The organism is Pseudoxanthomonas suwonensis, from assembly GCF_000972865.1.
Classification (GTDB): domain Bacteria; phylum Pseudomonadota; class Gammaproteobacteria; order Xanthomonadales; family Xanthomonadaceae; genus Pseudoxanthomonas; species Pseudoxanthomonas suwonensis_B.
The window spans coordinates 785,044-798,219 of sequence record NZ_CP011144.1; the positions used below are offsets into that span (position 1 = coordinate 785,044).

The following is a 13,176-nucleotide window of genomic DNA, read 5'->3' on the forward strand; positions in this document are numbered from 1 at the left end:
AACCGCCGCGGCTGGCGATCGCCGTGCGGCCCAGGGCGTGCCGTCGATGGCGCCGCTTACAATCGCGCCATGGACACCGCCACCGCACGTCCCTGGGACGGCCTGATCGTCAACGCGCACCTAGCCACCCTGGCCGGCGATTCCGGCTACGGCACCGTCGAGGACGGCGCGCTGGGCTGGCAGGACGGGCGGATCGTGTTCGCCGGGCCGCGCGCCGAACTGCCCGGCGCGGGCGAAACGCTGGCCGTCGAGGTCGTGGATGCGCGCGGCCGCTGGATCACGCCCGGCCTGGTCGACTGCCACACCCACCTGGTCTTCGGCGGCGACCGCGCCGGCGAGTTCGAGCAGCGCCTGCAGGGCGTCAGCTACGAGGAGATCGCCCGCGCCGGCGGCGGCATCGTTTCCACCGTGCACGCCACCCGCGCCGCCGGCGAGGACGGGCTGCTGGCGCAGTCGCTGCCGCGCGCGCGCGCGCTGCTGGCCGAAGGCGCGACCACGGTCGAGATCAAGTCCGGCTACGGCCTGGAGCTGGACGGCGAGCGGCGCATGCTGAAGGTCGCGCGCCGCATCGGCGACGAAACCGGGTTGCAGGTGCGCACCACCTTCCTCGGCGCACACGCGCTGCCGCCCGAGTACGCCGGCCGCGCCGACGCCTACATCGACGCGGTCTGCGCCTGGCTGCCGCAGCTGCACGGCGAGGGCCTGGTCGACGCGGTCGACGCCTTCTGCGAGCGCATCGGCTTCGATGGCGCACAGACGCGGCGGGTGTTCGAGGCCGCGCGCGCGCTGGGCCTGCCGGTGAAGCTGCACGCCGACCAGCTCAGCGACGGCGACGGCGCGGCGCTGGTCGCCGAATTCGGCGGCCTGTCGGCCGACCACGTCGAGCACACCTCCGCCGCCGGCGTGCAGGCGATGGCGCGCGCCGGCACGGTCGCGGTGCTGCTGCCGGGCGCGTTCCACGTCCTGCGCGAAACCAAGCTGCCACCGCTGGACGAGTTCCGCACCCAGGGCGTGCCGATGGCGGTGGCGACCGACTGCAATCCCGGCACCTCGCCGCTGCAGTCGCTGCGCCTGGCGATGTCGCTGGCCTGCACCCACTTCCGTCTGACCCCGGAGGAGGCGCTGCGCGGGGCAACGGTGAACGGTGCGCTCGCGCTGGGCCTGGCCGACCGCGGCCGCCTGCAGCCCGGCCTGCGTGCGGACTTCGTGCTGTGGGACATCGGCCAGCCGGCCGAACTGGCGTACTGGCTGGGCGGCAACCCGGCCGTATCCGTCTGGATCGGCGGCCACCGGATCAGCCACCCCCTGTAGGAGCCCAGCTTGCTGGCGACACGGGCGTCGGAACTACGACGCCTGTACCAACGGCGTCGTGTCGCGGGCAAGCCCGGCCGCCGCCTTAATGGGGTCAGGTTCAATTTCCCAGCCCTGACGGGGTCAGTCCTAACAAGCCCCAACGGGGTCAGGTTCAATTTCCTGAGAAAAATGAACCTGACCCCATTTTGGGCACTAGGGCGCCGTGCGCAACGGAGAGGGGAGCCAGTTTCCCCCGAGAACCGCCGGTGTCGCGTGGCGACGGTCTCCGGCATGGGCAATTCCCTCGACGGCCGCCCAGCGCAACCCGCCATGCCGCTCCGGCAGGCTCCCTGCCCCCAAACGAAAAACGCGGCGCCAGGCGCCGCGTTTTCCCTCGGACCGGGAAGGCCGGTCAGGCCTTGGTGACGGTCTTCTTGGCCACCGCCTTCTTCACCGCCGGCTTGGCGACGGTCTTCTTCGCCACCGGCGCGGCGGCACCCACGGCCGCACGGGTCGCGACGTGGCGGCGCGCATTGCCGTAGCTGGCGTTGTAGCGCTTGCCCTTGGCGGTCTTGCGGTCACCCTTGCCCATCTTTCAACTCCTTGATCTGCATGAAATAGCTCGCGCGCTGCGCGCGACGACTGGCCGGCAAGCCTAGCACGCAGGTTCAGTGGGCGCAGCTGGCATCGTGGACGTGGCCGTGGTTGAGCCGCAGGTTGACCACGTGCGCCAGCCCCACCAGGGTGCCGCCGAAGGTCATCACCACCGCATGCGGCACCACCGATTCGTGCAGGGGCGTGTAGAGCAGGCCTGCCCACAGCGCGAGCAGGCCGGGGACGAGCAGGCCGAGGGCGCGCAGCGCGCGGTGCCGGCGGTAGCTCCAGCCCAGGCTGAACAGGCCCAGCAGGGTCACGAACGTCACCAGCGCCGCTTCCAGGCTGCCGTCGAACCACAGCGACAGGCCCAGCGACGGCAGCGCCGCCAGCAGCAGCGGCGTCAGCGCGCAGTGCAGCGCGCACAGCAGCGAGCCGGTCGCGCCGAAGCGGTCGAACAGGGAGTGCGGGCGATGGCGGTGCCGGTTCATCGGGCAGGCATGACGTTTGGGAGGGGTGTCGTCCGGTTTGGATACATTATAACATTCCGACCGGATTGTCACCGTCACCCTACTGGACCCGATGCCCGACATGCGCACCCCATCCCACGCCCCCGTCCGCCGTCCCCTGGCCGCCGCGCTTGCCCTGGCCTGCGCCACCCTGCCGCTGGCCGCCGCCGCGCACGATCCGACCGATCTGCCCTCGGTCGAGGTCACCGCCTCGCCGCTGGCCGGCGACGCCGAATCGCTGGCCCGCCCGGTCGAAGTGCTGCAGGGCGCGGCCCTGGACCGGGCCAAGGCCGCGACCCTGGGCGAAACCGTGGCCAAGCTGCCCGGCGTGCAGACCACCTACTTCGGTCCCGGTGTCGGCCGGCCGATCCTGCGCGGCCTGGATGGCCCGCGCGTGCAGGTGCTGGCGAGCGGCCTGGGCACCATGGACGCCTCGACCGTCAGCGCCGACCACGCCACCAGCGTCGAGCCGTTCCTCGCCGACCAGATCGAAGTGCTCAAGGGCCCGGCCACCCTGCTGTTCGGCAGCGGCGCGATCGGCGGCGCAGTCAACGTGGCCGACGGCCGCATCGCCCGCGAACTGCCCGACGAGCCGCTCAGCGGCCGCGCCGAGGTCCGCGGCAACACGGTCAACGACGAGCGCGTGGGCATGTTCCGCCTGGACGGCGTCAACGGGAACTGGGTGATCCATGTCGACGGCCTGGTCCGCAACACCGGCGACTACGACATCCCGGGGCTGGCCGCGATCGGGCATGACGATCACGATCACGACCATGACGACGACCACGACGACGACGACCAAGTCCGGGGGCGGCTGGAGAACAGCGCGATCCGCACGCGCGCCGGCGCCCTCGGTGCGACCTGGCTGGGCGAAAGCGGCTACTTCGGCCTGTCCGCCAGCACCTACCGCAGCAACTACGGCATTCCCGTGGGTGCGCACGTGCACGGAGACGACCATGATCATGACGATGACGACCATGACCACGACGACGACGGACACGCCGGGGAGCACGGCGCCGTCCGCATCGACCTGGTGCAGAACCGGCTGGAGCTGAAGGCCGGCGTCTACGAGCCGCTGTCGTTCCTGGAGAGCCTGGAACTGCACGGCGCCTACAACGACTACGAACACGTCGAGCTGGAAGGCCGCGAAGTCGGCACCCGCTTCACCAGCGAGGGCTACGACGCGCGGCTGCAGGCGGTGCAGAAGGAGACCGGCGGCTGGCGCGGCGCCTTCGGCCTGCAGCTGGGCCGGGTCGATTTCGCCGCCGAAGGCGAGGAAGCCTTCGTGCCCGCGACGGTGACCGACAGCTGGGGCCTGTTCGTAGTCCAGGAAAGGAACTTCGACCCGATCAAGCTCGAACTGGGCGCGCGCTACGACCGGGTCGAGCTCGATCCGGCCGACGGCCAGCCACGGCGCAGTTTCGATGCGACCAACCTGTCGGCCGCCGCGATCTGGCGCCTGAGCGACGCCTTCGACCTGCGCTTCGGCATCGACGGCTCCGAACGCGCGCCGACCCAGGAAGAGCTGTACGCCGGCGGCCTGCACGTGGCCACCGGCTCGATCGAGATCGGCGACAACGGTCTGGACACCGAGCGCGCGCTGCGCGGCGAGATCGGCCTGCATGCGCACAACGAGCGCATCGACTTCAAGCTCGCGGTCTACCGCAGCGGCTTCAGCGACTTCATCTACCTGGCCGACACCGGCATCGAGGAACACGGCACGCCGGTGCGGCTGTGGACCCAGGCCGACGCGGTGTTCACCGGCGCCGAGGCCGAAGCGGTGCTGCACCTGGCCGACAACGAGCGCGGTGGCTGGGACCTGCGCCTGTTCGGCGACCTGGTGCGCGGCGAACTGGACGGCAGCGGCAGCCGCAGCGTCGACTTCGAGGTGCCGCACGGCGACCACAGCCACGACTACAGCGTCGAGCTGGCCAACGGCGGCTACCTGCCGCGGATCGCGCCGGGGCGCTTCGGCGCCGACCTGTCGTGGTCGCTGGGCGGCTGGCGCGCCTCGCTCGGCGCGGTGCGCTACCTCGAGCAGGACCGAGTGGCGCAGAACGAGGAGCCGAGCCCGGCCTATACCCTGGTCGACGCGCACCTGGCCTACCGCTGGGAGCGCAGCAGTGGAAACGCCTGGGAAGTGTTCCTCGACGGCAGCAACCTCGGCAACGAGGAAGTCCGCCCGCACACCTCGCTGCTGCGCGACTACGCGCCGTTGCCGGGCCGGGCGGTGGCGTTCGGCATCCGCGCCTGGTTCTGAAACGGAACGGCGCCGGGCGCGGCGGATGCCGCGCCCGCGTGCCTGCCCGTCGCCGCTTTCAGCCCGCGCAGCGCGCGCAGAGCCCGTGCACTTCCAGGGTCTGCGCCTGCGGCTGGAAGCCCAGCGCCTTGGCGCGGGCGTCGAGCTGGGCGACGACTTCGCTGTCCTCCAGTTCCACCGCGCTGTGGCAGCGGTCGCAGATCAGGAACGGCACCGAGTGCTGGGCGCTGTTGGGATGGTGGCAGGCGACGAAGGCGTTGACCGACTCGAGCTTGTGCACGAAGCCGTTGGCCATCAGGAAATCGAGCGCGCGGTAGACGGTGGGCGGGGCGTCGGCGCCGGCACCCTTGCCTTCGCGCACCTTCTCCAGCAGTTCGTAGGCCTTGACCGGCTTGCCGGCATCGGCGATCAGGCGCAGCACGTTGGCGCGGATCGGGGTCAGGCGCAGGCCGCGCTCGTTGCACGCATGCTCCACCGCGTGGACGAACGCATCGGCGCCGTCGACGTGGTGGTGCGGATCGGTGCAGGCGTGCTTGGCGGACATCGGGGCTCCCGTCGCGGGATCAGGCCGTCGGAACCTTCATAAGCGCCGCGTCGATCCGTTTCAAGGCCTCGTCGCGGCCGGCCAGGTAGACCGTCCAGGAGATGTCCGGGCTGACCTGGGTGCCGGTGATCGCCACGCGCAGCGGCTGGGCGACCTTGCCCATGCCCAGTTCCAGCGCCGCGGCGGTGTCGTGCAGCGCCTGCGCGACCGCCTCCACCGTCCACGCCGGCAGCGCGGCGAGCAGTTCGCGCGCCCTGGCCAGCGGCGCGTCGGCGCCGGCCTTCAGGTGCTTGGCCACCGCGGCCTCGTCGTAGTTCTCCAGCGGCAGGTACCAGACCACCGCCTTCTCGGCCATCTCCTTCAGCGTCTGCACGCGCTCGCGCAGGGCGACCACCACGTCGACCGGCGCCGGGCCCATGGATGCATCGAGGCCCAGCTTCTCCAGCTGGTACGCCAGCTGCGGCGCGATCGTGGCCGGATCGTCGGTCTTGAGATAGTGCTGGTTGACCCAGCCGAGCTTGGCCATGTCCAGGCGCGCGGCCTTGGAATTGACGTTCCTGACGTCGAACAGGTCGACCAGCTCCTGGCGGCCGAAGATCTCCTGGTCGCCGTGCGACCAGCCCAGCCGCGCCAGGTAGTTGACCAGCGCGTGCGGCAGGTAGCCGGCGTCCTTGTACTGCATCACGTCCGCCGCGCCGGTGCGCTTGGACAGCTTGGCGCCCTGCTCGTCCAGGATCATCGGCATGTGCGCGAACTTCGGCACCGGCGCGCCCAGCGCCTGGTAGATGTTGATCTGGCGCGGGGTGTTGTTGATGTGGTCGTCGCCGCGGATGACCTCGGTGATGCCCATGTCCCAGTCGTCCACGACCACGGCGAAGTTGTAGGTCGGGTAGCCGTCGGGGCGGAAGATCACCATGTCGTCGAGCTCGCCATTGGCGATCTCGATGCGGCCCTTGATCAGGTCGTCGAACGCGACCACGCCGTCGAGCGGGTTCTTGAAGCGGATCACCCGGTTGGGGTCGTCGCGGTACGGCAGGCCCAGCTCTCGCGCGGCGCCGTTGTAGCGCGGCTTCTCCTGCTTCGCCATCGCCGCCTCGCGCATCGCATCGAGTTCTTCCCGGGTCTCGTAGGCGTAGTAGGCCTTGCCCTGCGTGACCAGTTGCTCGGCCACTTCACGGTAGCGGTCGATGCGCTGGGTCTGGTAGACCGGGCCTTCGTCGTAGTCCAGGCCCAGCCAGTCCATCGCCTCCAGGATCGCGTCGATCGCCGCCTGGGTGCTGCGCTCGCGGTCGGTGTCCTCGATGCGCAGGATGAACTCGCCGCCGCGGTGGCGCGCCTCCAGCCAGCAGTACAGCGCGGTGCGGGCGCCGCCGATGTGGAGGTAACCGGTGGGACTGGGGGCGAAGCGGGTGCGGCAGGTCATGGAAGGCGGGGTCGGATAAGGAATCGGGGGATTTTACCTCGTGCGGGGTTGCACCCCAGGACGCCCCTTCCCGTCGTCCCGGCGCACGCCGGGACCCAGCGATGTTCGGCCGCCACTTTGCGGCAAGAACCGATGCGAGAAGCCCAAGGCGCTGGATCCCGGCGTGCGCCGGGACGACGGGTGTGTACGGGCACGAGGGCGGGATCACCGGCCTGGAGGCGCGCCGCTACGCGGCCCCGGCGGCCGCATTGCGGCGCCCGGGCCTACAATCCCGCCATGACCACGCTGTTCGTCTCCGACCTGCACCTGGACCCGGCCCGCCCGGAGGTCACCGCCCTGTTCCTGCGCTTCCTGCGCGAGCAGGCCGCGCACGCCGATGCGCTGTACATCCTCGGCGACCTGTTCGAGGCCTGGGTCGGCGACGACGACCCGTCCGCGGCCGGCGCCGAAGTGTCCGCCGGGCTGCGGGCGGTGGCGGAGAGCGGCGTGCCGGTGCATTTCATGCACGGCAACCGCGACTTCCTGGTCGGGCGCGACTACGCCCGCCGCGCCGGCCTGCGCCTGCTGCCCGACCCGGCGGTGGCATCGCTGTACGGCGAGCCGGTGCTGCTGATGCACGGCGACCTGCTGTGCACCGACGACACCGCCTACCAGGCCTTCCGCTCGCAGACCCGCGATCCGGAGTGGCAGCGGCGCTTCCTCGCCCAGCCGCTGGCGGCGCGCCTGGCCTTCGCCGAGCAGGCGCGCCAGGCCAGCATGGCGCGGCAGCGGGAGATGATCGAAGGTGACCGCGGCACGTTCGAGACGATCACCGACGTGGCGCCGGCGACGGTGGAAGCCACCCTCGCGCGCTTCGGCGTCGCCACGCTGATCCACGGGCATACGCATCGGCCGGCGGTGCACGCACTGCGGGCGGGTGGGCGCGATTGCCGCCGCATCGTCCTGGGCGACTGGTACGAGCAGGGATCGGTGCTGCGGGTGGAACCGGGTGCGTACTGCCTCGAAGGCCTGCCGTTGTAGGAGCTGGCTTCAGCCGGCGACACGCCACGCTAGCGCAGGCGACTTCCTCATCGTTCCGACGCCCGTGTCGCCGGCTGAAGCCAGCTCCTACAGAAGACCGAATGCCCGTGAGCCGCAGCGCTCACACCGCGGACTGTGCCGCCTCGACAGCCTGCAGCGATGCCAACTCGTCCTCGTCGAACCCCGCCAGCAACCGCGCCTCGACATTGAACGGACCATGCAGGTAGCCGCCAGCGTACTCGTGCAGCAGTTCGCGGAAGCGCGCGCGCGGCTCGATCCCGGCGCGCTCGCAGTACCAGCGGTACCAGCGCGAGCCGGCGGCGACGTGGGCCACTTCCTCGCGCAGGATCGTCTCCAGGATCTCCACCGTGCGCGTGTCGCCCAGCGTGCGCAGCCGCGCGATCATGCCCGGGGTGACGTCCAGCCCGCGCGCCTCCAGCACCCGCGGCACCAGCGCCATCCGCGCCAGGCCGTCGTGCGCGGTCTTCTCGGTCATCTCCCACAGGCCGTTGTGCGCGTCGAAGTCGCCGTAGTCGTGGCCCAGTTCGCGCAGGCGCCCGCGCAGCATCAGGAAGTGGCGCGCCTCGTCGTCGGCGACCTGGGCCCAGTCGCGGTAGAAGGCCTCGGGCAGCCCGCGGAAGCGGTACACCGCATCCCAGGCCAGGTCGATCGCGTTGAGCTCGATATGGGCGATGGCGTGCAGGAACGCGGCGCGCCCTTCGTCGCTGCCGAGGCCGCGCCGGGGCAGTTCACGCGGATGCACCAGCCGCGGCCGCGGTGGCCGGCCTGGCATGCGGATCGGCTCGGGCGGCGGCGCGTCGGCGGGGATGCGCAACTCGCCGCGCGCCAGGGCGGCGGCATGGCGGCGGGCCAGCGCAGCCTTGTCCGCCGGATCGGCGGTGTCCAGGCACTGGCGGGCGGCGTCGAACAGCGAGTCCATGGCGGAAGGCGCCCGTGGGAGCGCGGCGCGGCAACGCGCTACGAGGCGCGGCGCTTGCGCTTGGCCTCGTCCGAGCGCAGCTGCTGGATGCGCTCGAAGTAGCCAGACTCGATGCCGGTGACGTACTCGCCGTCGAAACAGGACGAATCGAAGCGATGCAGCTCCGGGTTGCCCTCGCGCACCGCGGCTTCGAGGTCCTCCAGGTCCTGGTAGATCAGCCAGTCGCAGCCGAGCAGCTTCTCGATCTCCTCGATGCTGCGGCCATGGGCGATCAGCTCGTCGGGCGAAGGCATGTCGATGCCGTAGATGTTCGGGTGGCGCACCGGCGGCGCGGCGCTGGCCAGGTAGACCTTGCGTGCGCCGGCATCGCGCGCCATCTGCACGATCTGCTGGCTGGTGGTGCCGCGCACGATCGAGTCGTCGACCAGCAGCACCACCCGGTTGCGGAACTCCAGGTGGATCGGGTTGAGCTTGCGCCGCACCGACTTCACCCGCTCGCCCTGCCCCGGCATGATGAACGTGCGCCCGACGTAGCGGTTCTTGATGAAGCCCTCGCGGTACTTCACCCCGAGCACGTTGGAGATCTCCAGCGCCGCGTCGCGCGAGGTATCCGGGATCGGGATGATGGTGTCGATGTCGTGGTCCGGGCGCAGGCGCAGGATCTTCTCGCCCAGCTTCACGCCCATGCGCATGCGCGCCTTGTGCACCGAGACCTCGTCGATCATCGAGTCCGGGCGGGCGAAGTACACGTACTCGAAGATGCACGGTGCGCGCTCGCCAGGCTCGGCGACGACCTCGGCGAACAGCTCGCCGCGCGGGGTGATGACGATCGCCTCGCCGGGCAGCACGTCGCGCACGCGCTGGAAGCCGAGGATGTCCAGCACCGCCGACTCGGAGGCGACGACGTACTCGGCGCCCTCGTTGTGCTCGCGCCTGCCCAGCACCAGCGGACGGATGCCGTGCGGGTCGCGGAACGCGACCAGGCCCAGGCCGAGCACCACGCTGACCACCGCGTAGCCGCCCTTCACCCGCCGGTGCACGCCGGCCACCGCGCGGATCGCGGTCTCCGGCGACAGCGTGCGCTGGGTATCCAGCTCGTGCGCGAACACGTTCAACAGCACTTCGCTGTCCGAATCGGTGTTGATGTTGCGCCGGTCCTGGGCGAACACCTGCTGGCGCAGCGCATCGGTGTTGATCAGGTTGCCGTTGTGGGCCAGGGCGATGCCGTAGGGCGAGTTGACGTAGAACGGCTGCGCCTCGTCCATGCCCTCCGAGCCGGCGGTCGGATAGCGGCAGTGGGCGATGCCCACCCGGCCTTCCAGCACGCTCATCGCCTTGGGGTTGAACACGTCGCGGACCAGGCCGTTGTCCTTGTGCACGCGCAGGCGGGTGCCGTCGGCAGTGGCGATGCCGGCCGCGTCCTGGCCGCGGTGCTGGAGGACGGTCAGCCCGTCATAGAGCTGACCGGCAACGTTCTGGTTGCCGACGATTCCGACGATGCCGCACATGTTCCGAAGGTCTCCGCAACGGTCCTACTGACCGGGAGTGGACGGGGGTGGCGGCTCCGCGCCGGATGAGGTTCCGTTTTCGTCCACCGGGACGGGCAGTGCCCCGGTGATCGTTTCGACCACGGCGCCGGCGCCATCAAGGAAGACATTATCGCCGCTCGGCCGGCCGTTGCCAAAATCCAGCTCCTGAACGGCCCAGTCAGGCAACCAGCGCGCCATCCACTGCGCGCCCGGCAGCAGTACCGTCACCGCGCGCGACTGCGCCCAGGCCGGCTCCTGCGGCAGCTTGCTGAAGGCCATCAGCAGCACCAGCATGCAGGCGACCAGCGCACCGCGGGCCAGGCCCAGGCCCAGGCCCAGCACCCGGTCCACGCCGGACAGGCCGACCGAGTGCAGCAGCTTGCGCACCGCCCAGCCGACCAGCCCGACCAGCAACAACACGGCGAGGAACGCCACCGCATAGCCGGCCAGCAGCTCGGTCGCGCCGGGCTGGCCGTCGTCGCTGAACCAGAACGCCAGTTCGGCGCCGTAGTGGAACGCGCACCAGCCCGCGCCGATCCACGCCACCAGCGAGGCGACGGTGCCGACGAATCCGCGCACCAGGCCCAGCAGCGCCGAGGCCGCCAGCACCGCCAGCAGGACCAGGTCGATCGTGTTCACGCGCCGCAGTCCCCGGGTGCGCGGACGGCGGCGATCACGGGTGCGGGACCACCATGCCGGCGCCGAAGCCACTGGCCAGGCGCGCCTTGAGCTGCTCGGCCTCGGCGCGGGTCGACACCGGCCCGACCCGGACCCGGTTCAGGGTGCCCTTGTCGGTGCTCACCGGCTGGACGATGGCGCTGAAGCCGGCGGCGCGCAGGCGGTCGCGCAGCGCATTGGCGTCGGCGGCGTTGGCGAAGGCGCCCATCTGCACTGCGAAGCCGACGCTGGATGCCGCAGGCGCGGCCGGCGGCGGTGGCGGGCTGGCCGCGGCAGCTGCCGGGCGCGCGGCGGTGTCGGTCGCCGGTGCCGGTGTGGCCTTGGGCGGCGCGGCAGGCGGGCTGGCCGGGGTTTCGGCCGGCAGCGTTTCGGTCCTGGTCGGCGCGGCCGCGGTGGCGGCCGTCGCCTGGCTGGCGCCCGTCGCGGCGGGCGCAACCGGGGCAGTGGCCTGCGCGGCCGGGCCGGTGGCAGGCGCGCCGGCGCCGGCGTCGAGCGCGATCACCTGCGCGTTGACGTCGTTGCGGATGCGCACCGCCTGCAGCCGCCCGGCCTCGGCCAGGGCGCGGTCGGCATAGGGTCCCACCCGCACCCGCCAGGCCTGGCGGCCGTTGATCGTGTCCTGTTCGCTGAAGCCCTGCAGGCCCGCCTGGCGCAACCTCGACAGCACCGCATCGGCGTCGCGGGCGCTGGCGTAGGCACCGAAGCTCACCGCCCACTGGCCGGCGGCCACGGCCGGATCGGGCCGCGCGGGTGCGGGACCGGCCTCCGTGGCGGCGCCGTCGTCCGGGGTCGCGGTCGTCGCCGGTGCAGGCAGCGCGGCGGCGCCGGTGGCCGGTGCCGCCGCCGGACCCAGCAACGGCAGCTCGCGCGTCTCGTAGCCGCCGCCGGGCGCGTCGGGCACGCGCGTGGACACGTTGCCCACGCCGCTGTCCGGCGCCGGGCCCTGGACCAGCATGGGCAGGAAGATGACCGCCAGTGCGACCAGCACGGCGCCGCCGATCAGGCGTTGTTTCAGCTGGGTATCCACGTGGACTCGCGGCAACGCGGCGGGAATGCCGCGGCGATTATAGGGCGCCGCGCTGGACCGGAGCCGTCATCGGCCTGAACGCAGCGTCGCGATCGCCGCGGCGGCGGTATGGAAAGAACCGAACACCAGCACGCGATCGCCCGGCGACGACGCCACCACCGCGCGCGCCAGCGCGTCGGCCACGCGTGCGTCGCGGCTGGCGGATGCGGCAGCGGTGCCGGCCAGCCGCGCGGCGAAGGCGTCCACGTCCTGGCCGCGCGCCGGATCGTCCAGCCCGGCCAGGTGCCAGCGCGACACGGCATCGGCCAGCGCCCCGACCATCGCCGGTGCATCCTTGTCGGCCAGCGCCGCGAACACCGCCGCGGTACCGCCCGCGGGCGGCCACGCGGCGAGCCATGCGGCCAGCCCGCGCACCGCCTGCGGGTTGTGCGCCACGTCGACCACGATCTCGACGCCGTCGCGCTCGAAGCGCTGCAGGCGCCCGGCCAGCGTCGCGTTCGCCACGCCCTCGGCGAACGCGTCCTCGGGCAGCACGCCGGGCAAGGCGCGCAGCGCGGCGATCGCGGTGGCGGCGTTGGCCCGCTGCGCCGGCGCGGCCAGCCGCGGTGGCGGCAGCAGCAGTTCGGCGCCGACCTCGCGCCAGCGCCAGTGCGCCGCGTCCACCGGCTCGTGGAAGAAGTCGCTGCCCAGCCGGATCGCGTTGGCGCCGATCGCGTAGGCGTGGCGCAGCACGCTCGACGGCGGATCGACCTCGCCCAGCACCAGCGGCTTCCACGCGCGGGCGATGCCGGCCTTCTCGTACCCGATCGCCTCGCGGTCGCTGCCGAGCCAGTCGGTATGGTCGATGTCGACGGTGGTGACCACGGCCACGTCGGGGTCGACCAGGTTGACCGCGTCCAGCCGCCCGCCCAGGCCCACCTCCAGCACCGCCAGGTCCAGCGACGCGTGCTGGAACAGCCACAGCGCGGCCAGCGTGCCGTACTCGAAATAGGTCAGCGGGGTGCCGCCGCGCGCGGCCTCCACCGCGGCGAAGGCCTCGACCAGCGCGGCATCGGACGCCTCCTCGCCGTCGATGCGTACGCGCTCGTTGTAGCGCAGCAGGTGCGGCGAGGTGTACGCGCCGACCTTCCAGCCGCCGGCGCGGGCGATGGCCTCGACGAAGGCCACGGTCGAACCCTTGCCGTTGGTGCCGGCGACGGTGACGACCTGCGCGGCGGGACGCGCCAGGCCCAGGCGGCCGGCGACCTCGCGCACGCGCTCCAGGCCCAGCTCGATCGCGTTCGGGTGTTGCGCCTCGACGTAGGCCAGCCAGGCCTGGAGCGTGCCGTCGGCGGCCGGTACCGCGCTCATGACGTACTC

Annotated in this window: 12 protein-coding genes; 3 read left to right on the forward strand and 9 right to left on the reverse strand. The window is 71.9% G+C overall.

The window, feature by feature from the left end; genetic code table 11:
- Window positions 1-69: 69 nt before the first annotated feature.
- Entirely contained in the window at window positions 70-1,311 is a 1,242-nt protein-coding gene (gene hutI / locus WQ53_RS03375; protein ID WP_052630412.1) for an imidazolonepropionase, read from the forward strand.
- A 394-nt stretch (window positions 1,312-1,705) separates the two neighbouring features.
- Here hutI and WQ53_RS03380 read toward each other — a convergent pair whose 3' ends face one another.
- Together WQ53_RS03380 and WQ53_RS03385 are read right to left on the reverse strand one after the other, a co-directional pair.
- Window positions 1,706-1,885, reverse strand: a complete 180-nt coding sequence (locus WQ53_RS03380; RefSeq protein ID WP_052630413.1) for a 30S ribosomal protein THX — start codon at window positions 1,883-1,885, stop codon at window positions 1,706-1,708.
- Between the two features lie 76 nt (window positions 1,886-1,961).
- Entirely contained in the window at window positions 1,962-2,378 is a 417-nt protein-coding gene (locus tag WQ53_RS03385) for a MerC domain-containing protein (protein ID WP_052630415.1), read from the reverse strand.
- 91 nt (window positions 2,379-2,469) lie between these two features.
- Here WQ53_RS03385 and WQ53_RS03390 point away from each other — a divergent pair, with 91 nt between their 5' ends.
- Window positions 2,470-4,656, forward strand: a complete 2,187-nt coding sequence (locus WQ53_RS03390) for a TonB-dependent receptor domain-containing protein (protein WP_082112825.1) — start codon at window positions 2,470-2,472, stop codon at window positions 4,654-4,656.
- 58 nt (window positions 4,657-4,714) lie between these two features.
- Here the strand turns inward: WQ53_RS03390 and WQ53_RS03395 are convergent, their stop codons facing one another.
- Window positions 4,715-5,200 carry a Fur family transcriptional regulator gene (locus WQ53_RS03395; protein ID WP_052630417.1) on the reverse strand — a complete coding sequence of 162 codons (486 nt, stop codon included), beginning with the start codon at window positions 5,198-5,200 and terminating at the stop codon, window positions 4,715-4,717.
- A gap of 19 nt (window positions 5,201-5,219) precedes the next feature.
- On the reverse strand, window positions 5,220-6,623 hold the full coding sequence (gene gltX / locus WQ53_RS03400) for a glutamate--tRNA ligase (protein WP_052630419.1): 1,404 nt from the start codon (window positions 6,621-6,623) through the stop codon (window positions 5,220-5,222).
- A 276-nt stretch (window positions 6,624-6,899) separates the two neighbouring features.
- Here gltX and lpxH point away from each other — a divergent pair, with 276 nt between their 5' ends.
- Entirely contained in the window at window positions 6,900-7,643 is a 744-nt protein-coding gene (lpxH, locus tag WQ53_RS03405; RefSeq protein WP_052630421.1) for a UDP-2,3-diacylglucosamine diphosphatase, read from the forward strand.
- A gap of 121 nt (window positions 7,644-7,764) precedes the next feature.
- Here lpxH and WQ53_RS03410 read toward each other — a convergent pair whose 3' ends face one another.
- From WQ53_RS03410 to folC, 5 genes are all read right to left on the reverse strand, one after another.
- A complete protein-coding gene (locus WQ53_RS03410; RefSeq protein ID WP_052630423.1) occupies window positions 7,765-8,583 on the reverse strand; it encodes a ferritin-like domain-containing protein in 819 nt (272 codons plus the stop codon).
- A gap of 38 nt (window positions 8,584-8,621) precedes the next feature.
- On the reverse strand, window positions 8,622-10,091 hold the full coding sequence (purF, locus tag WQ53_RS03415) for an amidophosphoribosyltransferase (RefSeq protein ID WP_052630424.1): 1,470 nt from the start codon (window positions 10,089-10,091) through the stop codon (window positions 8,622-8,624).
- 24 nt (window positions 10,092-10,115) lie between these two features.
- On the reverse strand, window positions 10,116-10,751 hold the full coding sequence (locus WQ53_RS03420) for a CvpA family protein (RefSeq protein WP_052630428.1): 636 nt from the start codon (window positions 10,749-10,751) through the stop codon (window positions 10,116-10,118).
- 34 nt (window positions 10,752-10,785) lie between these two features.
- Window positions 10,786-11,817, reverse strand: coding sequence for an SPOR domain-containing protein (locus tag WQ53_RS03425; protein WP_052630430.1), 1,032 nt, complete (start codon window positions 11,815-11,817; stop codon window positions 10,786-10,788).
- A gap of 66 nt (window positions 11,818-11,883) precedes the next feature.
- Window positions 11,884-13,167, reverse strand: a complete 1,284-nt coding sequence (gene folC / locus WQ53_RS03430) for a bifunctional tetrahydrofolate synthase/dihydrofolate synthase (RefSeq protein WP_052630432.1) — start codon at window positions 13,165-13,167, stop codon at window positions 11,884-11,886.
- Window positions 13,168-13,176 lie beyond the last annotated feature (9 nt).